18 protein-coding genes and 1 tRNA gene are annotated in these 25,711 nt (G+C 61.0%); 15 read left to right on the top strand and 4 right to left on the bottom strand.

Features of this window, described 5'->3' with window-relative positions:
- The first annotated feature begins 304 nt into the window (after positions 1 to 304).
- The 11 genes from glgA to AD666_RS09995 all read left to right on the top strand — a co-directional run bounded on the left by glgA (position 305) and on the right by AD666_RS09995 (position 18,860).
- Positions 305 to 1,876, top strand: coding sequence for a glycogen synthase GlgA (gene glgA, locus AD666_RS10045; RefSeq protein ID WP_053151043.1), 1,572 nt, complete (start codon positions 305 to 307; stop codon positions 1,874 to 1,876).
- Between the two features lie 8 nt (positions 1,877 to 1,884).
- Positions 1,885 to 3,687 carry a malto-oligosyltrehalose trehalohydrolase gene (gene treZ / locus AD666_RS10040; protein WP_053151040.1) on the top strand — a complete coding sequence of 601 codons (1,803 nt, stop codon included), beginning with the start codon at positions 1,885 to 1,887 and terminating at the stop codon, positions 3,685 to 3,687.
- On the top strand, positions 3,684 to 5,762 hold the full coding sequence (gene malQ, locus AD666_RS10035; RefSeq protein ID WP_053151037.1) for a 4-alpha-glucanotransferase: 2,079 nt from the start codon (positions 3,684 to 3,686) through the stop codon (positions 5,760 to 5,762). The genes treZ and malQ overlap by 4 nt, the downstream gene beginning before the upstream one ends.
- Positions 5,759 to 8,554 carry a malto-oligosyltrehalose synthase gene (locus AD666_RS10030; RefSeq protein WP_053151034.1) on the top strand — a complete coding sequence of 932 codons (2,796 nt, stop codon included), beginning with the start codon at positions 5,759 to 5,761 and terminating at the stop codon, positions 8,552 to 8,554. Before malQ ends, AD666_RS10030 begins: the two co-directional genes overlap by 4 nt.
- Positions 8,554 to 8,901, top strand: coding sequence for a DUF2934 domain-containing protein (locus tag AD666_RS10025; RefSeq protein ID WP_053151030.1), 348 nt, complete (start codon positions 8,554 to 8,556; stop codon positions 8,899 to 8,901). The genes AD666_RS10030 and AD666_RS10025 overlap by 1 nt, the downstream gene beginning before the upstream one ends.
- A 214-nt stretch (positions 8,902 to 9,115) precedes the next feature.
- Complete coding sequence (glgX, locus tag AD666_RS10020) at positions 9,116 to 11,272, top strand: glycogen debranching protein GlgX (RefSeq protein WP_053151026.1); 2,157 nt, start codon at positions 9,116 to 9,118, stop codon at positions 11,270 to 11,272.
- Between the two features lie 260 nt (positions 11,273 to 11,532).
- A complete protein-coding gene (locus AD666_RS10015; protein ID WP_053151023.1) occupies positions 11,533 to 12,297 on the top strand; it encodes a PIG-L deacetylase family protein in 765 nt (254 codons plus the stop codon).
- A 76-nt stretch (positions 12,298 to 12,373) separates the two neighbouring features.
- Positions 12,374 to 13,174 (top strand): endonuclease/exonuclease/phosphatase family protein, encoded by an 801-nt coding sequence (locus AD666_RS10010; protein WP_053151020.1) that lies wholly within the window; start codon positions 12,374 to 12,376, stop codon positions 13,172 to 13,174.
- Positions 13,175 to 13,353: 179 nt separating this feature from the next.
- Positions 13,354 to 15,777: an autotransporter outer membrane beta-barrel domain-containing protein gene (locus AD666_RS10005; protein ID WP_053151017.1), complete on the top strand. Its 2,424-nt coding sequence runs from the start codon at positions 13,354 to 13,356 to the stop codon at positions 15,775 to 15,777.
- A 386-nt stretch (positions 15,778 to 16,163) separates the two neighbouring features.
- The gene (locus AD666_RS10000) at positions 16,164 to 17,078 is read left to right on the top strand and encodes an autotransporter outer membrane beta-barrel domain-containing protein (protein ID WP_053151014.1); all 915 of its coding nucleotides are present in this window, start codon (positions 16,164 to 16,166) and stop codon (positions 17,076 to 17,078) included.
- A gap of 156 nt (positions 17,079 to 17,234) precedes the next feature.
- The gene (locus AD666_RS09995; protein ID WP_053151010.1) at positions 17,235 to 18,860 is read left to right on the top strand and encodes an NADP-dependent glyceraldehyde-3-phosphate dehydrogenase; all 1,626 of its coding nucleotides are present in this window, start codon (positions 17,235 to 17,237) and stop codon (positions 18,858 to 18,860) included.
- On the opposite strand, the gene AD666_RS09990 is transcribed toward AD666_RS09995, so the two are convergent.
- A complete protein-coding gene (locus AD666_RS09990) occupies positions 18,848 to 19,771 on the bottom strand; it encodes a DMT family transporter (RefSeq protein WP_053151008.1) in 924 nt (307 codons plus the stop codon). The two genes, AD666_RS09995 and AD666_RS09990, sit on opposite strands and share 13 nt — an antisense overlap.
- Before the next feature lie 134 nt (positions 19,772 to 19,905).
- On the opposite strand from AD666_RS09990, the gene AD666_RS09985 reads away from it, so the two are divergent.
- Positions 19,906 to 20,343, top strand: coding sequence for an Lrp/AsnC family transcriptional regulator (locus tag AD666_RS09985; protein WP_053151006.1), 438 nt, complete (start codon positions 19,906 to 19,908; stop codon positions 20,341 to 20,343).
- A gap of 68 nt (positions 20,344 to 20,411) precedes the next feature.
- Here the strand turns inward: AD666_RS09985 and AD666_RS09980 are convergent, their stop codons facing one another.
- A complete protein-coding gene (locus AD666_RS09980; RefSeq protein ID WP_053151005.1) occupies positions 20,412 to 21,083 on the bottom strand; it encodes a Bax inhibitor-1/YccA family protein in 672 nt (223 codons plus the stop codon).
- Between the two features lie 124 nt (positions 21,084 to 21,207).
- Between AD666_RS09980 and AD666_RS09975 the strand changes: the two genes are divergently transcribed.
- The 3 genes from AD666_RS09975 to AD666_RS09965 all read left to right on the top strand — a co-directional run bounded on the left by AD666_RS09975 (position 21,208) and on the right by AD666_RS09965 (position 24,325).
- A tRNA-Ser gene (locus AD666_RS09975) sits at positions 21,208 to 21,295 on the top strand.
- Positions 21,296 to 21,391: 96 nt separating this feature from the next.
- Complete coding sequence (locus AD666_RS09970) at positions 21,392 to 22,258, top strand: SPFH domain-containing protein (protein WP_082339728.1); 867 nt, start codon at positions 21,392 to 21,394, stop codon at positions 22,256 to 22,258.
- 270 nt (positions 22,259 to 22,528) lie between these two features.
- Positions 22,529 to 24,325 (top strand): DAHL domain-containing protein, encoded by a 1,797-nt coding sequence (locus AD666_RS09965; protein WP_053151002.1) that lies wholly within the window; start codon positions 22,529 to 22,531, stop codon positions 24,323 to 24,325.
- A gap of 62 nt (positions 24,326 to 24,387) precedes the next feature.
- Here AD666_RS09965 and AD666_RS26780 read toward each other — a convergent pair whose 3' ends face one another.
- Positions 24,388 to 24,579, bottom strand: coding sequence for a hypothetical protein (locus AD666_RS26780; protein WP_053151000.1), 192 nt, complete (start codon positions 24,577 to 24,579; stop codon positions 24,388 to 24,390).
- Positions 24,580 to 24,699: 120 nt separating this feature from the next.
- Complete coding sequence (locus AD666_RS09955; RefSeq protein WP_053150997.1) at positions 24,700 to 25,599, bottom strand: polysaccharide deacetylase family protein; 900 nt, start codon at positions 25,597 to 25,599, stop codon at positions 24,700 to 24,702.
- Between the last annotated feature and the right edge of the window lie 112 nt (positions 25,600 to 25,711).

Here is a 25,711-nt window from a genome sequence, read left to right as displayed (position 1 = left end):
AATTCGACGAAGCGCACCGTACCGCTCTAGGTTCCGGCCTAGACTGCAAATCCGGGGAAAAACCGACCGGTCATCTCGACGAAAAAAAGTCGAAACTTTTCGCAACGGCGACAGGTCAGGTTAGAGGTAGGGCAATAGCGGCTGGTGCAGTCCTTGCAACAGCCCTCTCACCTGATTCGCTTCGCCGCATTGGGCAGCGCTTTGCTCTCCTTGCGTAGCGCTTGTGCGCCTGGCCGCAGGATTCGGCCAATGAAACAACAGCTCTGGCGCTAGCCGGAAACAGATCGAGAAACAGGAGAAATTTATGATCAGTGCTGCCTTGGAACCACAACACGTTCGCTCACAACTACCGCCGGCGAGTGAATCGCCGACGGCACCGGTGCTGTCCACCGGAGGCAAGGCACTGCTCCCCGTCGTTCGACAAAACCCCAACCGCAAGAAGATCCTGTTCGTGACCTCGGAAATCGCCGACCTGGTCAAGACTGGCGGCCTGGGCGACGTCTCGTCCGCCCTGCCCCGGGCCATGGCCGGCGTGCATGATGTCCGGGTGCTGATCCCCGGATACCCGCAGGTGATGAACAGTGGCAATCCGATCCACATTATCGGCGAACTGGGCGGCCATGCGGCGCTGCCGCCTTGCAAGATCGGACGCATGGACATGGCCGATGGCCTGGTGATCTATGTGCTGATCTGTCCCGAGCTGTATGCGCGCGATGGCTCGCCCTATGGCGCCAACAACGGCCGCGACTGGCCCGATAACCACATTCGTTTCGCTCGCCTGGGCCTCGCGGCGGCGGACATCGCGGCCAACCTCGCACAGATCCACTGGTGCCCCGATCTGGTCCACGCCCACGACTGGCCTGCCGGACTGGCACCGGCCTATATGCATTGGCGCGGCCAGCGCACCCCGACGTTGTTCACCATTCACAACCTGGCGTACCAGGGCGTAGTCAGCCTGGCGTCCTGCCCTGAACTGGGCATTCCTGAACATGCGCTGCAACAGGAAGGCATGGAGTTCTACGGCAAGTTGTCGTTCCTCAAGGCCGGCATGGCCTATTCCAGCCACATCACCACCGTCAGCGCCACCTATGCCCAGGAAATCACCACGCCTGCGTTCGGTTGCGGGCTCGACGGCTTCCTCGCGGCCAAGACGCAACAGGGCCTGCTCAGCGGCATTCCCAACGGCATCGATGAAAGCTGGGATTCGGCCACCGACACCCACCTGTACCGCCAGTTCGCCATCGGCGAATGGGAGGGTAAGGCGGCGAATGCTGCCCATGTACGCGAACTCTTCGGCCTGGACGACTCCAAGGGCCCACTGTTCGCCGTGGTGTCCCGCCTGGTGTATCAGAAAGGCCTGGACCTGACCGAAGCCGTGGCTGAGTTCATCGTCGAATCCGGAGGTCAGATCGCAATAATCGGTCGTGGTGAACCGGAGGAAGAACAAGCCATGCGCGAACTGGCCCTGCGCTTCCCGGGACGGATCGGCGTACGCATCGGCTTCAACGAAACCGACGCACGGCGCATGTTCGCGGGCAGCGATTTCCTGCTGATGCCGTCCCGCTACGAGCCCTGCGGCCTGAGCCAGATGTATGCCCAACGCTTCGGCTCGCTGCCGGTGGCACGCAATACCGGTGGGCTGGCCGACACCATCGAGGATGGCATCACCGGCTTCCTGTTCAATGAATCCACCGTGGACAGCTATAAACAGGCATTGAGCCGGGCCTTCAAGGTCTTCTCGTTCCCCGAGCTGCTCAATGCCATGCGGTGCCGGGCGATGTCGGCGCCTTTCAACTGGTGCAAGGCGGTCGAACCCTACGCCGAACTCTATGAACAACTGGTGGCGAAATCGCTGGGCAAATCGACAAGACAATGAGGTGATCGATGCCGTCAAGGACGCCTGAAACCTGGACTCACGGCGCGATCATGCTTGATACCGAGCACACTCGTTTCGCCCTGTGGGCCCCGGATGCGTTTTACGTCAGTGTCGAACTCGACACTGGAGAATCAATACCCCTGCTGCCCCAGGCCAACGGCTGGTTCATGATCCAGACCCGTTGCCCCGCCGGCACCCGTTATCGCTTCAACATCGACGGCGAACTGGAGGTGCCCGACCCCGCCTCCCGTGCCCAGGCCGGCGACATCGATCGCCAGAGCGTGGTGGTCGATCCCCACGCGTACCAGTGGCGGCACACCAATTGGTCCGGTCGTCCCTGGTACGAAGCGGTGATTTACGAACTGCATGTCGGCGCCCTCGGAGGGTTCGAAGGCGTCGAACAGCAACTGGCACGTCTGGCCGGGCTGGGCGTGACCGCCATCGAACTGATGCCGCTTGCGCAGTTTCCAGGCGACCGCAACTGGGGCTATGACGGTGTCCTGCCGTACGCGCCCCAGGCTTCCTATGGCACGCCGGAACAACTCAAGCACCTGATCGACAGCGCCCATGGACACGGACTCGCCGTCATCCTGGATGTGGTCTACAACCACTTCGGGCCCGATGGCAATTATCTGCACCGCTATGCCAAGGGTTTCTTCCGCGAAGACAAGCACACCCCCTGGGGTGCGGCCATTGATTTCAGGCGCCGCGAAGTGCGGGATTTCTTCATCGACAATGCGCTCATGTGGGTACTGGAATACCGTTTCGACGGCCTGCGCCTGGATGCCGTGCACGCCATCGAAGACCCGGACTTTCTGCAGGAGCTGGCCGCCAGGGTCCGCCAGCAGGTCGATCCGACGCGGCATGTCTGGCTGACCGTCGAGAACGAACACAACCAGGCCAGCCTCCTGGAACAAGGCTACGACGCCCAATGGAACGACGATGGCCATAACGCCTTGCATGTCTTGCTGACCGGCGAGACCGACGCCTATTACGCCGACTATGCCGAACAACCCACGGAGAAGCTGGCGCGCTGTCTCAGCCAGGGTTTCGTCTTCCAGGGGCATATCAACCGCCATGGGGAACCCCGGGGAGAACCCAGCGGCCATTTACCGGCCAATGCCTTCGTGCTGTTCCTGCAGAACCACGACCAGATCGGTAACCGGGCCCTGGGCGAGCGCCTGCATCAACTGGCGCATCCCCAGGCGTTGCAGGCGGCAACGGTCCTGTTGCTGCTGTCGCCGATGATCCCGTTGCTGTTTATGGGCGACGAAGTGAAAGCCGGACAGCCGTTCCTGTTCTTTACCAGCCATCACGGCGAGCTGGCGGAACTGGTACGCGAAGGTCGGCGCAACGAATTCAAGGCCTTCAGCGCCTTCGCCGACCCGCAAAAGCGCGAGCGGATTCCAGATCCCAACGCAGTCGAGACTTTCGAAGCTTCACGCCCTGACCTGGAGAGCCTTCAGCCGGAGCAACTGGCCAACGAGACCCTGTATCGCCAGTTGCTGAAAATCCGCCGTGAAGAAATCGTGCCGCGCCTGCCCGCCATCCAGGCCCTCGGAGCCGATGTGCTGGGCCAGGGCGCGATCAGCGCCCGCTGGCGAATGGAAGATGGCAGCGTGTTGCGCATCGACCTGAACCTCAGTGAGCAATCGGTCGAACATACCGCCGCGGAGGATGGACGCATTCTTTTCGAACATCCGCCGCAAGCCATGGGTCTGTTGCAAAAGGGCGTTCTTGCGCCCTATTGCGCGCTGGTCACCCTGACTCAAGCGGTTAAGTTACCTGACATCACTGGAGAGCGCCTATGAGCGATGCGCAACTGGAGATCCTCGCCGGGCGAGCGGGCCTGGCTGTGGACTGGATCGACGCCAACGGCCGGCCCCAGAAAGTTTCTCCCGCCGTCTTGCGTTCGGTCCTGACCGGCCTCGGCCATCCAGCCGGCAGTGCTCAGGAAATCGACGCCAGTCTGTTGCAATTGCAAGAAGACCAGCAAAACCATCGCCTGCCACCGCTGATTACCGCCGACGCCGGAGTCAGCGTAGACCTGAGCCGCTATTTCGAAGGATCGACTCCGTGCGAAATCCGACTCGAGGATGGCGCGATTCTGCACCTGAAACTCGACGCCGATGCCAGGCTACCGGGCATGGTCCCGGTGGGGTATCAGCACGTCAGCATCCAGGACCAGCACTTTACCCTCGCCGTGGCGCCGGCTCGTTGCTACAGCGTTGCCGATGCGGTGGACGACCCGACGCCCAGGGCCTGGGGCTTGAGTGCACAGTTGTATGCATTGCGTCGCCCTGGCGATGGCGGTTTCGGCGATACACAGGCATTGGAAGAACTGGCCCGCATGGCGGGCGAACGCGGCGCCGACGCCCTGGCGATCAGCCCGATCCATGCGATGTTCAGCAGCGACACCGGTCGCTACAGCCCGTACTCGCCCTCCAGTCGACTGTTTCTCAACAGCCTGTACGCCGCACCCGGCACGATCCTCGGCGAACGGCCGTTACGCACGGCCATCGATGCCACGGGCCTGACCAATCAACTGCGCCATCTGGAGGAACAGCCGCTGGTCGACTGGCCTGTGGCGGCCGAAGCCAAGCAGAAGATCCTGCGCGCCCTGTATGACGGTTTCAACCAGGGGCAACATCCGCTGCACGAAGATTTCGGCAGCTTCCGCCACAGCGGTGGCGAAGCCCTGGAGAACCACTGTCGCTTCGAAGCCTTGCAAGCCGAACGCGCCGCCCGGGGCGAGAGCCTCGACTGGCGCCAATGGCCCGAGGAGTGGCGTAACCCACGCAGCCCGACGCTGGCGCGTTTCGCTGAAGAAAATGCCGATGAAATCGGCTTCCATGCTTTTTGCCAGTGGTTGATCGCCCGATGCCTGGAGCGCGCCCAGAGTGCTGCCAGATCCAGCGGCATGGGCATCGGCCTGATCGCCGACCTGGCCGTGGGGGCCGATGGTGCCGGCAGCCAGGCCTGGAGCCGGCAGGACGAATTGCTGGCGTCGCTGACCGTGGGAGCGCCACCGGACATCCTCAACCGTTCCGGCCAGGGCTGGGGAATCTCCGCATTTTCACCGGAAGGCCTGGTGCGCAACGGTTTTCGCGCCTTCATCGAAATGCTGCGAGCCAACTTCGCCCACGCCGGCGGCTTGCGCATCGATCACGTCATGGGTCTGCAACGCCTGTGGGTGATCCCCAACGGCGCACCGCCCACCGATGGTGCCTACCTTTATTACCCGTTGGACGATTTACTACGCCTGCTGGCCCTGGAATCCCACCGCCACCAGGCCATCGTACTGGGCGAGGACCTCGGCACCGTGCCCGACGGCCTGCGGGAAAAACTCAGCGCACGGTCGATCCTCGGCATGCGCGTGCTGTTGTTCGAACAGGACAACACCCGTTTCAAGCCTATCCTCGATTGGCCGGACAACGCGCTGGCGACCACCAGCACCCATGACCTGCCGACGCTGAACGGTTGGTGGCATGGCCACGACATCGACTGGAATGCCCGATTGGACCTGATCGACTCTCACACGGAAATGGATTGGCGCAGACACCGTGAGCGTGAACGCGAAGGCCTGCGCCAGGTATTGAACCAGGATCCGCAGAATTTCCGCGAGGAACATCGCGAAACCGACCAGGTGCTGGATGCCAGCGTTCGCTTCCTGGGCCACACCCGTGCGCCGCTGGTGCTGTTACCGCTCGAAGATGCCCTGGGCATCGAAGAGCAGGCCAACCTGCCGGGCACTATCGATACTCACCCCAATTGGCGCAGGCGCCTGCCTTGCGAGAGCCAGGCGCTGCTGGATGGCCCGGACGCCGCCCGGCGTCTGGAAATTCTCGCCTGCGCGAGGCTTCAGGCGAACGAGCGTGACCGATGAAACAGACGCCGATCCAACCGTTGCAGGCCACCTTGCGCCTGCAGTTCCACAAAAGTTTTACCCTGGACGACGCGATCCCCCAGGTGCCGTACTTCGCCTCGCTGGGCATCAGCCATGTCTATGCATCGCCGTTGCTCAAGGCGCGAGCCGGATCGATGCACGGCTATGACGTGGTCGATCCGACTCAGGTCAACCCCGAGCTGGGCGGTGAAGCGGCGCTCAAGCGTCTCGTCGCGAAGCTGCGCGAGCATCGGATGGGCCTGATCCTCGACATTGTCTCCAATCACATGGCCGTTGGCGGCAACGACAACCCCTGGTGGCTGGACTTGCTGGAATGGGGGCGCCTGAGTCCCTATGGTCAGTTCTTCGATATCCAGTGGCATTCCCCTGACCCGTTGATGGAAGGCCAGTTGCTGCTGCCGTTCCTGGGCAGCGACTACGGCGTGGCGTTGCAGGAAGGTACGCTGCAACTGCGCTTCGATCCGAGTCGCGGCAGCTTTTACGCTGAACATTACGAGCACCACTTTCCCATCTGCCCGATGCAGTATGGCGAACTGCTCAAGCCCGCGGAAAACCTGCCAGCCGAACAGGCCGAACCGCTCAAGACCCTCGCCGAGCGATTCACTACCCTGAACTACCAGACCGATGCCCATACCCTCGCCCGCCCACTGCAGGCCGAATTGAGCGAGCTGGCAACGCGCCCCGACATCCTGGCCGCTATCGAAGACAATTTGCAGGGCTATGACGCCACACAGCCCCAGGGCTTCGAAAAGCTGCATGAACTGCTCGAACGCCAAAGCTATCGACTGGCCAGTTGGCGCACAGCGGCGGATGACATCAACTGGCGGCGTTTTTTCGATGTCAATGAACTGGGTGGGCTGCGGGTCGAACGCCCCGCCGTGTTCGAAGCGACCCATGCGAAAATTTTCGAACTGATCGCCGAGGGCCTGGTGGATGGACTGCGTATCGATCACATCGATGGCCTGGCCGATCCTCGCGGCTACTGCCGCAAGCTGCGCAGGCGCGTCGATGCCTTGTCGCCCTCGCGACACTTGCCCATCTTTGTCGAGAAAATCCTTGGCGATGGCGAAACCCTGCGCCAGGACTGGAAGGTCGACGGCAGCACCGGCTATGAGTTCATGAACCAGGTTTCACTGTTGCAGCATGATCCGAGCGGTGCCGATGCCCTCGCCGAGTTCTGGAGCCGAAACAGCGAGCGGCCGGCGCACTTTATCGAAGAGGCCCGCCTGGCCCGCCAGCAGATTCTCAATGGCTCTCTGGCCAGTGATTTCGAAAGCGTCGCCCAAGCCCTGCTCCAGGTGGCCCGGGACGATGTCATGACCCGGGACCTGACCCTGGGCGCGATCAGGCGAGCCTTGCAAGAGCTGATCGTGCATTTCCCGGTATACCGCACCTACATCAGCGCCCTCGGTCGCAGCGCCGAAGACGATGTGTTTTTCCAGAAAGCGCTGGAGGGCGCCCGGCAAAACCTCAGCGAAGCCGACTGGCCCGTGCTCGACTGCCTGGCCACTTGGCTCGGCGGCATGGCGTGGCGACAGCGTCCACGTGGCAGCCAGCGCAAACGCCTGCGTCATGCCTGCGTACGTTTCCAGCAACTGACCTCACCCGCCGCCGCCAAAGCCGTGGAAGATACGGCCCTCTACCGCTCGGCGGTGCTGCTGTCGCGCAACGACGTGGGCTACAACACCGAGCGCTTCAGCGCCCCGCCGCAGGAGTTCCATGATGCCTGCCTGGCGCGACTCGAACATTTCCCCGACAACCTGATCACCACCGCTACCCACGACCACAAGCGTGGCGAAGATACGCGGGCCCGGCTGGCGGTACTCAGCGAACGTGCCGACTGGTACACCTCGTGCGTGGAGCAATGGCGCATCCTTGCTCCGTCGCTGCACAGCGACCCTTCGGCGCCTTCGACCGGCGATGAACTGATCCTGTATCAGGCGCTGCTCGGCAGTTGGCCGCTGGACCTCGATCTCCAGGACCAGCAGGCGCTCGCCGGCTACAACGAGCGTTTATGGCAATGGCAGCGCAAGGCCCTGCGCGAAGCCAAGTTGCAGAGCAGTTGGGCGTCCGTCAATGACGCCTATGAGCAGGCGACCCAGATGTTCCTCGAACGGTTGCTGCTCGGTGATGAAGGGCTGCCGCTACGCAGCGCCATCGCCGATGCGGTGCAGGCCATCGCCCCGGCGGGCGCCCTCAACGGTTTGGCGCAAACCTTGCTGCGCATGACGGTACCCGGCGTACCCGATCTGTATCAGGGCAATGAATTCTGGGATTTCAGTCTGGTAGACCCGGACAACCGTCGGCCCGTGGACTTCGATGCACGCCGCAACGCGCTGCAGGCCGACAGTGCTCCAGCCACGCTCGTGCGCGACTGGCGCGATGGCCGGATCAAGCAGGCCCTGATCGCCAGGACATTGGCCTTGCGGGGGATGTACCCACAAGTGTTCCACCAGGGACGCTACCAACCGCTGCAGGTACTCGGTGAGCATGCCGACCGGATCCTGGCCTTCATGCGCGAGTACGAGCAGCAGCGAGCGATCGTGGTGGTACCGGTCCATGCGGCCCGGCTGCTGGAAAACAGTGCCGAGCCACAGGTGGCTGCGTCGGTTTGGAGCGATACCCGCGTGTCGTTACCGTTCGCCGCCGAGGATGGAAAACTGAAGGGACTTTTTGCAAGCGCAGCAGTCACACCCCAAGGGGAGCTGATGGTCAGCGCCGCGCTGGGGGATTTCCCGGTCAACATCTTTATCCAATCAGGAGCATCGTGATGAGCACCGACGATAAACGCATCCGTGAGTTTGCCTATCAGATCTGGGAATCCGAGGGTAAACCCACAGGACAGGAAAAACGCCACTGGGAGATGGCCCGCAAGCTCGCCGAGGCCGAAGCATTGGCCCCAAGCAAGCCACCCAAAGCCGACAAGCCCGCGGCGGCGAAAGCAGATGGCGCCAAATCTGCGGCGGCCAAGAGCGCTACCGCCAAGGCCGTTGTGAAAAGCACCGCGCCCAAGGCCAAGCCGGCAGCCAAACCCTCTGCAAGCGCAGCCGTGGTGCCCTCGGCAGCCAAGTCGGCAGAAAAAAAACCACGAGCGGCGCGCAAGCCTCCAGCGGTCTGATCATCGGTCTGTAGCCATGCATCTACGGGCGTTGTACGTCGCGCTTGTGGCGAGAGGAGCCGTCCCCGCCTGGTGCGCAGCAGTCGTCGCATGAAAGGACAGCTGTGCGCCTTCAGGGCGCCTCCCCTGCCAGGACCGGGCATCGGGATCCACATGAAATCATCGCATTCAGAGTCGACAGCCTTGTATCCGGCTGTCTTTTGCAGGAGCAAACATGACCCGTCCAAAAAAAAACACGCCGCCGCCCGTCATTGAGGCTTCGCGGATTCGTGAAGGGCTGCCTTTTCCCCTCGGCGCGACCTGGGACGGCCTGGGGGTCAACTTCGCGCTGTTTTCAGCCAATGCCACCAAGGTCGAACTGTGTATCTTCGATGACACCGGCGAGGTCGAGCTCGAGCGCATCGAGCTGCCTGAGTACACCGATGAGATCTACCACGGTTACCTGCCAGACGCTCATCCGGGATTGATCTATGGGTATCGGGTCTACGGTCCGTACGATCCTGAAAACGGCCATCGCTTCAACCCCAACAAGTTGCTGATCGATCCCTACGCCAAGCAACTGGTGGGCGAACTCAAGTGGTCCGAAGCCCTGTTCGGCTACACCATCGGCCACCCCGACGGCGACCTGAGCTTCGATGAACGCGACAGCGCCCCGTTCGTGCCCAAATGCAAGGTCATCGACCCGGCCCACACCTGGGGGCACGACCATCGCGTCAGCGTGCCGTGGGAAAAGACCATCCTGTACGAAACCCACGTGCGCGGCTTCAGCATGCGTCATCCCTCGGTACCCGAGCACCTGCGCGGCACATTCGCCGGGCTGATGGTGGACGATGTGATCGATCACATCCGCAAACTGGGTGTCTCGTCGGTGGAACTGTTGCCCATCCACGCATTCGTCAACGACCAACACCTGCTGCACAAAGGCATGACCAATTACTGGGGCTACAACAGCATCGCGTTCTTCGCCCCGGATCCGCGCTACCTGGCCAGCGGCAAGATCGCCGAGTTCAAGGAAATGGTCGCCCACCTGCATGAGGCCAACCTCGAGGTCATCCTCGACGTGGTCTACAACCACACCGCGGAAGGCAACGAGCAAGGCCCTACCCTGTCCATGCGAGGCATCGACAACGCCTCCTATTACCGGCTGATGCCCGACGACAAGCGCTATTACATCAACGACTCGGGAACCGGCAACACCCTGGACTTGAGCCATCCCTGCGTGTTGCAAATGGTCACCGACTCCCTGCGCTACTGGGCCACGGAAATGCACGTGGATGGCTTCCGTTTCGATCTTGCGACCATTCTGGGGCGCTATCACGACGGCTTCGACGAGCGTCACAGCTTCCTCGTCGCCTGCCGCCAGGACCCGGTGCTGCGCCAGGTGAAGCTGATCGCCGAGCCCTGGGACTGTGGCCCCGGTGGGTATCAGGTGGGCCGTTTTCCGCCGGGCTGGGTCGAGTGGAACGACAAGTTCCGCGACACGGTTCGAGCCTTCTGGAAAGGTGACGATGGCCAACTCGCCGATTTCGCCAGCCGCATGACGGCCTCGGGGGAGATGTTCAATCAGCGCGGGCGGCGCCCCTACGCTTCGGTGAACTTCGTCACCGCCCATGATGGGTTTACGCTGCACGACCTGGTGTCGTACAACGACAAGCACAACGAGGCCAACGACGAAAACAACCAGGACGGAAGCAACAATAACCTGTCCTGGAACCATGGCGTCGAAGGCCCGACGGATGATCCGCAGATCAATGCACTGCGCCATCGCCAGATGCGCAACTTCTTCGCGACCCTGCTGTTGGCCCAGGGCACGCCGATGATCGTCGCCGGTGACGAATTCGCCCGGACCCAGCATGGCAACAATAACGCCTATTGCCAGGACAGCGAGATCGGTTGGGTCAATTGGGACCTGAGCGAGGACGGCGCCGCGCTGTTGCAGTTCGTCAAGCGCCTGATCAAGCTGCGCCTGGCCTATCCGATCCTGCGGCGTGGACGCTTCCTGGTGGGTAATTACAACGAGGATATCGGCGTCAAGGACGTCACCTGGCTGGCACCGGATGGCAGTGAAATGACCGTCGAGCAGTGGCAGGACAGCCATGGTCGCTGCCTGGGCATGCTGATGGACGGCCGTGCCCAGGAAACCGGTATCCGACGCAAGGGCGGTGACGCGACGTTGCTTTTGGTGGTCAACGCACACCATGACATTGTCAACTTCCGTCTGCCGGAGGTGCCCGAAGGCAGCTTCTGGACCTGTATGGTGGACACTAACCAGCCAACCATCCGAGGCCAGGAGCGTTTCGACTTCGATACCGAGTACTCCGTGACAGGACGCTCGCTGCTGCTGTTCGAACTGCAACGGGAGGAGGAATAGCAGCGCTGACGATAAGAAAAGTTACAGAGGCCAAGCACACCGCAAGGACGCGGTGTTGTGGGCTCCTGCAGTCCAGGTCCGACGAAAAACTGCAGTTCAGATACATAAGTGACGCGACGAATCGACCGTCATGGTCAATACTTCATATGCGGTCGATTCCAGGATCGGAGTTCCGCGGATCGCAGCCTGGCCGTTAGCGGCATCATCGCGCAGTGAGTTCGATGCATGGCTGAAAGATTGAACATAACAAGGATGTCCTCATGAAACTTGCCTCTCGCTTGCAAGGCCGGCAACACCCGCAGATTTGGAACAGCGCGCCCCAACTGGCCGACATTCCCATCATCAGTACCCAGACACTGGTCCCCGCAGGTGCCCGCGCCGTCATCCTCGCACCCCATCCCGGCGATGAGATCGGAGCCTGCGGCGGATTGCTCCAGCTTCTGAGCAATCTGGACCAGCCCCTGCTGCTGATCTCGGTCACCGACGGTGAGTTCAGCCATCCAGGATCCTCTTTGTGGACCGATGAACGTCTGCGCATCTACCGCCCCCATCCCCAGGAAAGCGTGGACGCCCTGCATCGTCTGGGCATCTCGGTCCAGGGCCTGCAGTGGGTACGCGGCGGCTTCACGGAAAAGACCCTTTGCGAACATGAGGCGCAGTTGACTGCCTTCATCGGTCATTACCTGAGGCCGGGCGACGTGGTGTTCAGCACCTGGCGCCAGGACGGCGACAGCGACCACGACACCGTTGGCCGCGCCGGGGCGCTGGCGGCTGAAAGCGTCGGGGCGACGTTCAACGAGCTGCCTGTATGGGCCTGGCACTGGCCCGTTCGCGAACAGGGCAGGATTCCCTGGCACCGGGCACGCAAGCTGCGACTGGACGTCTGGACCACCGCCCGCAAGCGCCACGCCATGCATGCCTACGCCAGCCAGCTCAACGGCGAACCGGCCATCGGTATTTCTCCGCTGGTACCCCGGGTCATTCTGGATCGCATGGGGTTGCCCTATGAAATTGTCTTTATCTGAAGCCATCACCTGAAAATCGGAACTGCCGCAGCCACCATCAGTCGCATGAACAGGCACCTCTGATTCAGGAGTGAACGTGACTCGAGATCCCGACTGGCGGGCTGTCGAATCGGTGCCGTTGGACACGCCCGTGGCGGTCCATCGGCTACGGGTTCTTACCGTCAATACCCACAAGGGTTTCACCGCCCTCAACCGTCGCTTCATCCTGCCTGAGCTGCGCGAAGCAGTGCGCAGCACTGGCGCAGACCTGGTGTTCCTGCAGGAGGTGCTTGGCGAGCATGACCGCCATGCGTCGCGCTATGACAACTGGCCCCAGACCTCCCAGTACGAGTTCCTCGCCGACAGCATGTGGAACGACTTCGCCTATGGCCGCAATGCGGTGTACCCCGATGGTCATCATGGCAATGCATTGCTGTCGAAATACCCGATCCGCCAATTCCGTAACCTGGACGTCTCCATCACCGGCCCGGAACGACGCGGGCTGCTGCATTGTGTGCTGGACGTGCCAGGCCATGCCGAGGTCCACGGAATCTGCGTGCACCTGAGCCTGCTGGAAAGCCACCGGCAACTTCAGCTCAAGCTCCTCTGTCAATTGCTTGAATCGTTGCCCGAGCATGCGCCGGTGATTATCGCGGGGGATTTCAATGACTGGCAGCTTCGCGGCAATACCGCCCTTGCCCGTCGTCAGTACCTGCATGAAGCCTTCGAGCACCACCATGGCCGTCCGGCCAGGACCTATCCGGCCCGTTTTCCCCTGCTGCGCCTGGACCGCATCTACTTGCGCAACGCTACCAGCCACGCCCCACAGATCCTGGGCAACAAGCCCTGGACGCATTTGAGCGATCACCTGCCGCTTTCAGTGGAAGTGCATCTGTAGTTTCGGACGTTATTCGGATTCATCGCGCTTGACCTGTAAGTTCTGACAGTAGCGGCGGCAATTGATCGTTGCTAGGGTGCCAGTCCATACAGCGCGCGTTGCCAGGCCATGAGTGCCAGCTGTTGTGCAGCCAATGCTGATACCGGCATTCCAGGAATGCCGATGCAGAGGGATAGCACATGAGCCTGCGCGATCATGGATTCAATCGGCTGTTCTACATCCTGGGGATCTCGACACCGTTCCTGTTCCCCGTTCCGAGTGCCCTGGCTGCCTGCACATTGGCGCCAACGGCAGGCGACGACACCTACGTCTGCGACAGTGGGACCAGCCCCGGCCTGACCGATCTTTCCGGCAACAACCGCCTGACGATGCCCGCCAGCGGCAGTGGCCTGATCCAGGGCGACGTGACCTTTGACGACGGCGAGGATCACATCGAAATCCACGCCAACGGTGTGATCGACGGCGACGTGAGCCAAGGCTCGGGAACCGACGACTTTCTCATGACAGGCGGTCGGATCCTGTCCCTGTCCCAGGGCGATGGCCTCGACACGTTCTCGATGACTGGCGGCACCATCGTCGATGCCTTCGAAGACGGCGACATTGCCCGCATGAGTGGCGGCACCATAGGCCGGGTCGACATGAAACTCGACGATAACCTTTTCGATATGTCGGGCGGCCAGATCATCGGCAATCTGGTGACCGGCTTCGGCCAGGACACCATCATCCTCTCTGCGGGACGCATTGGCGGCAATGTCAGCGTCAGCGGTGGCAACGACAGCATCACCGTGAGCGGCGGCGAAATTATCGGCCAGGTTCGGGCCAGTGCCGGCGATGACCGGCTGGAGTGGAGCGGCGGGCTGATCCACTCGGCCATCCTGATGGGTGATGGCAGCGATACGGCGCTGCTGCGTCGACTTGATGAAACAGGACTCGCGGTCACGCCCAATCTTGACGGCGGCCTGGGGCAGGATGCGCTGACGTTTGAGAACACGACCTCCGCCACTGGCGCGCGCTACCTCAATTGGGAAGATGTCAATCTCACCCAGGGCTCACGCCTGGACCTGGGGGACACCCTGGTATTGGGCGACAGCACCACGGGCCTGGGGACACTCAACATTGATGCCAGCAGTGTGCTGACTTCCGCCGAGGGCAGTCTCGCGCCTTTTACCGCCGGCCAGCGGGTAACCCTCAACAACGCCGGGACGGTGGATCTCACCCAGGGCAATACTCGTACCGGCGATACGCTGACCGTCCAAGGCAACTATGTGGGCAATAACGGACAATTGCGCTTGCAGACAAGGGTCGGCGCGGACGACTCACCCAGCGACAAACTGGTGGTCAATGGCGGGACGCTCACTGGCAATACCGCTATCGCCGTTGTGAACCTCGAAGGCGCAGGCGCATTGACCACCCTGAACGGCATCGAACTGGTACAGGCCCAAGGCGGGGCGGTCAGCGACAGCGGTGCGTTTTCGCTGGCGAACTCGGTGTCGGCCGGTGCGTTCGACTACCGCCTGTTCAAGGGTGGCGTGACCGGCGAGGGAAATAGCTGGTATCTGCGCTCGACCGTGGTAGCAGGACCGGTGCCCGCACCCAGCCCCGGCCTGCCTGCCTTGCCCATACCCGCGCCTGGGGCCGCGCCGATTCCTTTGTATCGCCCGGAGGTCCCCACCTGGTCAGTCTTGCCGCCGGCGGCAGCGCAACTGACCCTGATGGCCCTGGGTACTTTCCATGACCGCCAGGGAGACCAGCGCCTGCTCACCGAGACCGGCGCGTTCGGCGCGGGTTGGGGACGTGTCTATGGCAAGGATCTGGATCAGACCTGGGCCGGCACGGTCACCCCTCGGTTCGATGGGTCGATCAAAGGCTTCCAGGTGGGCAACGACCTCTATAGCGCACCGCTGTCCGGTGGACAGACCCATCGCATCGGCTTCTTCGTTGGCCATACCGAACTGAACGGTAACGTCGATGGCTTCAATCAAGGGTTCAAGGGGCGGCGTGCCGGCAAGATCGAACTCGACGGCGACAGTTATGGGCTTTACTGGACCCTCACCGCCCCCACCGGTGGCTACGTCGATGCAGTCGTGATGGGCACGCGCCTCAACGGCGATAACCGCTCCGAACGCGGTCTGAAGATCGACAATCGCGGACATGCGCTGACCCTGTCGGCAGAGGCCGGCTATCCCTTCGCCGTAACCGCCGACTGGGTGCTCGAACCCCAGGTCCAGCTCATTCACCAGAAGGTGTCCCTCGACACTCAGGATGACGGAATATCCAGGGTGGAGTTCGATTCGGACAGCGCCTGGACGGGCCGTCTCGGGGCTCGGCTCAAGGGTCGCTATCAAGTCAGCGGCCTGCCAGTGGAACCGTATCTGCGTGCCAACCTGTGGCACACGTTCTCTGGCTCCGACTCGGTCACATTCGACAACGCCGAACGGATCGAGACCCAGCAGCGCGCCTCTACCGGCGACCTGGGCGTGGGCGTCATCGTCGGCCTCGCGCCCTCGGTCAGCGTCTACGCCAGCGCAAACTACAGCAATAACTTCGATAGCAATCAGCAGCGCAGTATGGCGGGAAACCTCGGTCTGCGGGTCAGCTGGTGAGGAGAAGAATGCGTTCGCACGGTAATTTTTTGACGCCTGACTAATGTCTGTTATCACGATGTAAATCAGCCAGTTACAAAACTTGATTTCATATTGCCACTCGTCGTTCAGTTTCTTGACGCGACGGCTTAGGTCTTCTTGACTACACCGTACTACCCCCGGAAACACAGTCAGGGGCAGGCCTCTGGAACCCGCTAGGCTCTGTACAAAATGTCTTGAGACGAAGGTCAGGCTGTTTTCAACGCAGCATGAACGAGTAACAAGGCTTTTCGTACAGAGCCTAGGACGGGACGCCCGAGCCTTGCCTCACTCCATTCGGTCGCCCCTCATTCGGGGTAGGAGAGACGCCAGGCGAGAAATGCATGCAATTGCAAGGCAGACCCCCCATGAAAACCTCCCACCGCCCACAAGAGATCGCCACCACCTTCTACACCGTATCGACGTCGCTGCTGCTGTGTTCATCCATGGAAGTACTGGCCTGGCCTGACGAGCAATCAGCACCAACCTGGTATGACCGAACAAGCCCCGGCAGCCCGAATGCCGCGCTCATCAACACCGATCCCGCCTCCCACAAGAGCCCTCCGCTGTTCACTCTGCGTAACGACAGCGGCCATACCCAACGCATGGGACTGATCAGCGAACAGCACTCGATCATAGGCAATGCCACAGGTACATGGGTGACACCCGCCATGGCCAGACAGGGCAAAGACACCTTGCACCTGCAAGGGACGAACCTGGGTGCCTATTGGAGCCTGACCGGCCCCGCCGGCTGGCACGTCGACCTGAGCGCCAGCGGCGGCCGGGTCAGCGGTTATAGCCGCAACGAACAAGGCTTGCGACAGGCCGCCGAAGGCGACGCCGTCACGTTGTCGGTCGAAGGTGGCTTTCCCATCGGCATCAGCGAGAACTGGGTGGTCGAACCCCAGGCGCAACTGATCAATCGACGCATCACCCTCGACACCGCGCACGCCGCAGACAATAGCGGTAATGAGCTGAGCACCTGGAGCGGTCGCGTCGGCGCGCGCCTCAAGGGGCGCTATCAAGTCAACGGCCTGGGCGTGGAACCTTACGTGCGGACCAACCTGTGGCATACCGTCCAGAGCGCAGACACCTTGACCCTGGATAAAGTCGACAAGATCAGCAGCAGCCGTAAATCCTCGACCGTCGAAGTCGGCCTCGGCCTGGTCGCCCGGGTCACCCCCGTGGTGAGCCTGTATGTCAGCGCCGACTACAGCAGCGACGTCGATGACAACGACCTCAATGGCGTCATCACCAGCCTGGGTGTGCGGATGCGTTGGTAAAACGACGTGCCGAGGGCCGGTGGGACGAACAGCGCCGCCAGCCCTCTGCGCCACAATTGCATCTTGCCCCCTTAAAAACTCCCTCCAATAAGGCGTATAACCCTGTATTGATCATTGCCATCAGCCCATGGCTCATTTCAATCAGGGAGTAACGACATGGACACAGCCAACCTTCTCGCCAACCTGTTTCCCGGTGCCGTAGACATTCCCCAGGCCTACCGCCTCGAAGGGCGGATCGAGCAACGCGAATACCTGGTCGATGGCGTCCTGAAAACCTGGCAAGGGCCGCTGGCCGTGGTGCGCAGCCCCGTGTATCTGGCCGGCGAACAAGGTGACGAGCAGGTGATACTCGGCAGCACTCCGCTGCTGGATGCCGAAACCGCTCTCACGGCTCTGGACGCGGCTGTCCGCGCTTATGATCGTGGCCAGGGACAGTGGCCGACAATGCGCGTTGCCGAACGAATCCGTCACGTGGAAAGTTTCCTGGCACGCATGCGCGAACAACGCGAAACAGTGGTGAAGTTGTTGATGTGGGAGATCGGCAAAAACCTCAAGGACTCCCAGAAGGAATTCGATCGCACCTGTGACTACATCGTCGACACCATAAACGCCCTCAAGGAACTGGACCGTCGCTCCAGCCGCTTCGAACTGGAACAGGACACCCTCGGCCAGATCCGCCGCGTCCCCCTGGGCGTGGCGTTGTGCATGGGCCCCTACAATTACCCGCTGAACGAGACCTTCACCACGTTGATCCCTGCCCTGATCATGGGCAACACAGTGGTGTTCAAGCCGGCCAAGCTCGGTGTATTGCTCGTGCGCCCGCTGCTGGAAGCTTTCCGCGACAGTTTCCCGGCGGGGGTGATCAACGTGATCTACGGCAGCGGCCGGGAAACCGTCAGTGCATTGATGGCCAGCGGCAAGATCGACATCTTTGCTTTCATCGGGACCAACAAGGCGGCCAGCGACCTGAAAAAACTGCACCCGCGTCCGCACCGTTTGCGTGCCGCGCTGGGCCTGGATGCGAAGAACCCCGGCCTGGTCCTACCGGAAGTCGACCTGGACAACGCTGTCAGCGAGGCGCTGACCGGCTCGCTGTCGTTCAACGGCCAGCGCTGCACTGCATTGAAGATCCTGTTCGTCCACGAAGACATCGCACCGGCTTTCATCGAAAAATTCAACGCCAGGCTCGCCGCCTTGAAACCGGGCATGCCGTGGGAAGAGGGTGTGGCGTTGACGCCGCTGCCGGAGACAGGCAAGGTCGATTACTTGCACTCGCTCGTGGCTGACGCCGTGGCCAAAGGCGCCGCCGTAATGAACCCCCACGGCGGCGAGTCCCGCAGCTCATTCTTCTACCCGGCGGTGCTCTACCCGGTGAATACCGCGATGCGGGTCTACCACGAGGAGCAATTCGGCCCGGTCGTCCCCATCGTGCCGTACCGCGACCTCGATACCGTGGTCGACTATGTGCTTGAGTCCGACTTCGGCCAGCAACTGAGCATCTTCGGCACCAACCCAGCCCAAGTTGGCAGGCTGGTAGACACCTTCGCCAATCAGGTCGGGCGCATCAACATCAACGCCCAGTGTCAGCGTGGCCCGGACACCTTCCCGTTCAACGGTCGGAAAAACTCGGCCGAAGGCACGCTGTCCGTTCACGACGCACTGCGCACCTTCTCGATCCGTACCCTGGTGGCGACCAAATTCCAGGAGAGCAACAAGGCGCTGATCAGCGACATCATTCGGGAGCGGGATTCGAACTTCCTCACCACCGATTACATCTTCTGATCCGCGCCAACGGTGCGTGACTGCAGGGCCGGGCGGCGAGTCTTGAAGCCCCAGCCCTGCTGCATGCCGGCAGCCGCCAGCAGGATCGCTGCCACACCCAGCCATTGCAAAGGTTCAAGGCGATGGCCGAAGGCGAACCAATCCACGAAGATCGCCGCAATGGGATAAATGAAAGACAGCGCGCCGGTGATGGCGGTCGGCAGTCGCTGGATCGCGCTGTACAACAACACATACATCACACCGGTGTGAACCATGCCAAGTGTCACCAGGCTGGCCCAAGCCTCGAGCTGTTGCGGCATGGCCGAGAAGTTAGCCCAGGGTGCCAGCAGCAATACACCGGTACTGACCTGGATCAGCGCGATCAGATGCGGTGGCGTACCGCTCAGGCGCTTGATGATCAGCGCGGCGATGGCATACAGCAACGCCGCACCGAGCGCCAGGGCGATACCTGCCAGATAATCGTCACCGCCCTGCCCTTGCTCACCATGGGCGCTGACGATTGCCAGCATTCCAAGAAACGACACTGCCAGCCAGAACAGCTTTTGCGCAGTAATCTTTTCTCCCAAAAACAGGGCGGCCAGGCCCACCAGCATGAACGGTTGTACGTTATACACCGCCGTGCCGATGGCAATCGAAGCGCGGGAATAGGACGCGAACAACAGCACCCAGTTGCCAACGATTGCCACGCCGCTGAGCACCGCCAGCAGGAAAGCCGTGCGGCTCAGGATGTCCCGACGCAGGAATCCAAAACCGGCGCAAATCATCAACAAGGTTGCGGCGCCGAACACGCAACGCCAGAACACCACATCCAGCACCGGCAGGCCGGAAACCAGCACGAACCAGCCGATGGTTCCGGAAATCAACATGGCGGCGGTCATTTCCAGCGAACCGCGACGTAAGGTCTTGTCCATCTTCAGGCTCCTTCAGCAAGTGAGGCACAGTATGCCGGGCCATCCGTAGGCTTCTCCATAGCGTGAAAAAGGCTAAACTGCCTTTTGACCTTTTTTATCAAGGCAGAAATGAGCATTCGCCTAACGGAGCCTGTATGACCGACGACATCGACCAGATCCTCATCGCTGCCTTGATGGAAGACTCCCGCCTCTCCCTCAAGGCCCTGGCGAACCTGAGCGGCCTGTCTTCCCCCAGCGTCGCCGAGCGCCTTCGCCGACTCGAAGAGCGTGGTGTACTCAGGGGATACACCGTTGAGGTTGACCCGAAAAGCTTCGGCTACCAGCTCCAGGCGATTGTGCGCATACGCCCGCTGCCGGGGCAGTTGCAGGAGGTGGAACGGCAAATCCAGGCCATCGCTGAATTCACCGAGTGCGACAAGGTGACCGGCGATGATTGCTTCATCGCCCGGCTCCACGTCCGTTCCATGGAGCAACTCGATACCCTCCTGGATAAGCTCAATGTGCTGGCCGAAACCAACACTGCCATCGTCAAGAAGACACCGGTCAAGCGACGCTTGCCACCGATGAACTGAGCGCAATCGCAGGTTCCGTGGGCAAAAAAAAGCCCGCCGAAAGGCGGGCTTCCAATGTGACAGAGCGATCAGTCGTCGCGGCCCATCAGACCAAACAACTGCAGCAGGCTGACGAACAGGTTGTAGATCGATACATACAGGCTGACGGTGGCCATGATGTAGTTGCGCTCGCCGCCGTGGATGATGGCGCTGGTCTGGTACAGGATGCAGACCGACGAGAACAGGACGAAACCGGCGCTGATCGCCAGCTGCAGGCCGCTGATCTGGAAGAAGAAGCTGGCCAGCATCGCGCCCAGCAATACAAAGAAGCCAGCGGTGATGAAACCGCTCAGGAAACTCATGTCCTTGCGGGAAACCAGCACGTAGGCCGACAGCCCACCGAACACCAGTGCGGTCATGGCAAACGCCGCGCTGACCAGCTCGGCCCCACCCTGCATCTGCAGGTAGCGGTTGAGGATCGGGCCAAGCAGAAAGCCCATGAAACCGGTCAGCGCAAACGCCGACACCAGGCCCCAACCCGAATCACGGAGCTTGTTGGTCAGGAAGAAAAGGCCGTAGAAGCCGATCAGCACCACGAAGATGTTCGGGTAGCCGACACGCATCTGTTGGGCGACATAGGCCATCACACCGCTGAAAGCCAGCGTCAGTGCCAGCAGGCCATAAGTGTTGCGCAGGACACGGCTAACCTCTAGCTGCTCGGCCTGCACGCTGTTGTTCACTACGTAATCCTGTTCGCGCATGGCGACACTCCTCCGGTTTTGAAACATTCAGTGGCAAGGATCATAACAGACGCTCTGTAACAAGCTACGTAGAGAGTTTGACAGTGTGTTTCATTCGGGTATTATGGCGCCCGCAATGCAATACGGAGGTGTGGCCGAGTGGTTTAAGGCAACGGTCTTGAAAACCGTCGACTGTAACAGGTCCATGAGTTCGAATCCCATCGCCTCCGCCATATTCATACGTTAGAGCCCTGATTATTCAGGGCTTTTTCGTGTCTGACGCTCGGAAAAAGATCGCAGTCTTCGGCAACCCTACAAGGAAAGAAAAAGTGACCAGCAAGACCATCAGCTCCCTCGTTGCGGCCATCATGGGTTTCATCCTGTTATTCGTAGTCTTCGGTAGTTGGTACACGGTCGACGAAACCGAGCGCGGTGTATTGCTGCGCAACGGTGCGCTGGTCGGGGTGGTGGAACCCGGACTGTCGTTCAAGATGCCCATGATCGAATCCGTCCGTCTGATCAGCATCCAGAGCCAGGTCACCTCCTATGACGACCTCCAGGCCTACAGCAAGGATCAGCAATCCGCCGAGCTCAAGGTCTCGGTGTCCTGGCACATCGCGCCTTCCGATGTCGCGAAGGTCTACACCCAATTCAAGGATCTCGAAGGCATCCGGGACCGGATGATCAGCCGCCAGGTGCCTACGCAGGTGGAAAACGTCTTCGGCAAGTTCAACGCCGTCGCCGCCGTGCAGAACCGCGTCCAACTCGTCAACGACATCTCCACCGCCATCAAATCGACCATTACCGGGCCCGTGATCATCGACAGCGTCCAGGTGGAAAACATCGACTTCAGTGACGCCTACGAAAAGGCCATCGAAGCGCGCATGGCGGCTGAAGTCCAGGTCAAGACCCGCGAGCAACAACTCGCCACCGAACAGGTCCAGGCTCAAATCCGCGTCACCCAGGCCCAGGCGGAAGCCGATTCGCAAGTCGCCCAGGCCAAGGCAGACGCCCTGGCTACCGAGCTTCGCGGCAAGGCAGAAGCCGAAGCGATCAAGGCCCGGGCCCAGGCCCTGGCCAGCAACCAGAACCTGGTGGAGCTGACCAAGGCCGAACGCTGGAATGGCGTGCTGCCGACCACCGTCCTGCCCAGCGGTGCCCTGCCCTTCATCGACACCCGGGCCGACAACCGATGACCCCGGCGGCGCGGCCTGCCCTGGCCGCGCCCCTCGTTTCGACCTGCTCCCGGCCAACACGGCCGTCCGCTTCGTTAGCGCTACACTGGCTTGAGTGACGATCCGAATCCAGCGTCAGCAGGGAGCTCAACGTGTACCCAGGCCAAGACCGACCAACGCGACAATTACCCCATCAATACCGCCTCACCCCATCGCATCAAGCCCCCGAGAACCTGCCCGCCCCAGGTACCTGTCGCCTTTTCCGACCACAGCCCTGAACAGGAGCCCCCTGTGACGATACTGATTCAGAAATACAAGTGGCCTGCCCTTCTGGCTGTCGCGCTGCTGATTTTTTCGGCGTTGATGTTTTTCCTGATCAAGTCCTACACCTACGACACAACGACTTACTTCGAGTCCCGTGATTTCGTCCGGCAGCTCAAACAATCCGACGCCAACTGGAACGTCAAGATCCTGAAAAAGAAAATCGGGGTCAACAACGATCTGTCGTTGAGCCCCCCACCTGACCTGGACCATAGATGGCAGCAGTTGGAGCAACTCAACAGCACCGGTCCGCTGGCAATGCTCTGGGCATCCAGGCGCCAGGGTTATGTCGACGCGGTGAAGAACAAGACCGTGCTGGTAGATGAGTTCGAGCAGCACAACACAAGCTTGCGCGCAGCCCTGGACGCGTTGCCGACCGCGGAAGACGAGATTCAGAACCTGCTGGGCGAAATGAACGGCCCAGCCGCCTCGAAGCGCTTGGCTGCAGCCAACATCGTCCTCGATCTAACGCTGACGACCTTGGAATATGCGCTTTATGTCACGGCGGACAAAGCTCAGGAGTTACAAGGTCAGCTAACCGAACTGGACAACTACATCCATCAGTTGCCCGCCGCACAGCAGTCGCCCTTCATCACACTTACGCGGCATGTCAGGACCATCCTCCAGGAACAGCCCATCGTCAACGATCTGCTCGAGCGTATCAGTGTCATTCCCGTCGCCCAGGGACTGGATAACATCAATGAGCTATTGAACGAGACACAACGCAGGACCGCCGCAACGGACCAGCAATATCATATTTATCTTGCTGTATGCGCCAGCCTGATGGCGTTGCTGATGATCTATCTTGCCGTGCGACTGGTTCGCAGCTACGCCGTCATCAACCAGATCAACCATCAGTTGCAATTGTCCAACGACCGGCTGGAGGAGCGCGTGGCAGAGCGCACCCGCGAGCTCATGGAAGCCGAACGTGAACTGGTGGAGGCCGCTCGAATGGCCGGCATGGCGGAGATCGCCACGAATGTCTTGCACAACGTCGGGAACGTCCTCAACAGCGTGAATATTTCAGCGGAGCTGGTGACGCGCAAGCTCAAGAACAGCAGGACGCAGGGACTGGGAAAAGCGGTCAGGATGATGAATGAACATGCCGAGGATCTTGGCCAATTCATGACGCACGACGAAAAAGGCAAGTTGCTGCCCCGCTACTTCAACGAGTTGGTCGAATCCATAGCCGCCGAGCAGTCACTGCTCATCGAGGAACTGGCGCAACTGACCAAAAGCGTCGATCACATCAAGGAAATCGTCACCACTCAGCAGACCTATGCCGGAGCTGCGCGACTGATCGAACCGGTTAACATCGGTGATCTGTTCGAAGACGCGTTGCGTATGAACGCTGGAGCGCTGAGCCGGCACCATGTGGCCGTCATCAAGGATTACCAGGACGCCCCGACGATCATGGGCGACAAACACCGTTTGCTGCTGATCCTGATCAACCTGATCAGCAACGCCAAGTTCGCCATGTCCAAGGTCAGCGACCATCCACGGGAGATAACCCTGGGGATACGAATCGTCGATGACACCACGCTATGTCTGAGCGTCAAGGATCGCGGTGAAGGCATTGCGCCTGAAAACCTGGCCCGCATTTTCAACCACGGCTTCACCACCCGCAAGGATGGTCATGGGTTCGGTCTGCACAGTTGCGCGCTGGCAGCCGTTGAAATGAACGGCCGTCTCCTTGTCCATAGCGATGGACCAGGGCAAGGTGCCTTGTTCACATTGGAGATTCCGCTGGAGTTGGTGGAAGCCTGAGCCTCGGGGGCGGATGACAATGGTCATCGCGGACAAGCCAGGCTCCCACGGGGACCAGCGGGCTATTTATCGTTCACTGTCCGAACGCGGCGGCTTTTCCTGGCCGGCAACGCGGCGGCATATGCCAGCGCCTCTTCACGCGAAGCGAATGAACCCAACCGATCAGCCTGAGTACACACTCTCCAGGGTCCACTGTTCACGCTGAGAACGTCATAGCCGTTGATGTGCATTTTCGTCAGCATCGCGGTACTCATCGTCACCTCCTCGGATAAACCAGGGTTACGTCCAACGTAGAGTTACGTCGCCTACCTTACACTCAGTTCGCACCGGGATGCCAACCGGGCGTCGTAACATCTCTTGATGCCGAAGCCTGGTCAGTGAGCGTTCGAGTCCCATATCCAGTTCCACAGGCCCGGCAGGCGCACAGGCTGGCCCGCTTCCCGTACCGTACGGGCCATGGCCGCTCGTTCAAGCGCTTGGCGATCGTCATAAAAGGGCTTGGCATCGGTTCTCACGCCAGTGGCGCGGGCGCTGTCGAGGAGGATTTGCAGGTACTCACGAGCATGTCGAGCGGTATAGCGATTCAGGTCATGGAACGTCACCACCACCGGAATCACCCCGTCCACCACCGGCATCTGGCCGGCGGCGATGCGCTCACGTACTTCAGAAAGCTGGCGCACCATGTTAATTCGCCGCCGTGGACTGGCGGTGAATCCCCAGACCTTGCCGTCGTTGGCACTCAAGTCAGTCAGCAGCACGTGCATGCCATGTCGCTGATAGGCCGCGAAGGTTCGCCTGTCGTAACTCCAGAATGGCGGTCGTACCAGCGTCGGAGCGGAGCCGGTAATCGCAGCGATATCGGCCCCACCGTTGACAAGGGATTGCTCCAGCTCGTCGGGATCCAGGAATCGGTGATTGGTATGCCAATGGGTGGCCGTATGGAAGCCCAGTACGTGACCTTCACGCTGTTCGCGGTGCATGACCGAGCGCCCGATGTCGCTGTCGCCGGCACGTGGGGCACGGGTCTGTACGAAAAATACTGCCTTGATTCCAGGCTGCACCGGGTTATGTGCCAAGGCGTCCAACACATCCAGGCTCGGGTTCCAGAAGGACGATGCACTGGGTCCGTCATCGAACGTCAGCAGGAAACGGACCGGGGGTTGCGCACGCAGGCGTTGTTCGGTTTGGGGCGTCAACTCGATGGGCGCCCCGATGCAGCCCGACAAACCGCAAGCAAGCACCGCAATGACCAGCGCCCAGGCGATATTCCTCATGTTTTACCTTCTTATTAACACTGCATAGCCTCGCCTTCGATCCCTGGCCCGGGGTGCCGAAGCCCACCTTGGAGAAGGTTAACCGTGTTTGGTTCCACACAGCGAACGCTAT

The sequence above is a fragment of the Pseudomonas sp. Pf153 genome, from assembly GCF_001269775.1.
GTDB classification, from domain to species: Bacteria; Pseudomonadota; Gammaproteobacteria; order Pseudomonadales; family Pseudomonadaceae; genus Aquipseudomonas; species Aquipseudomonas uvaldensis.
Note: the sequence above shows the minus strand (reverse complement) of the source record. Positions and strands in the feature narration are given on the sequence as shown.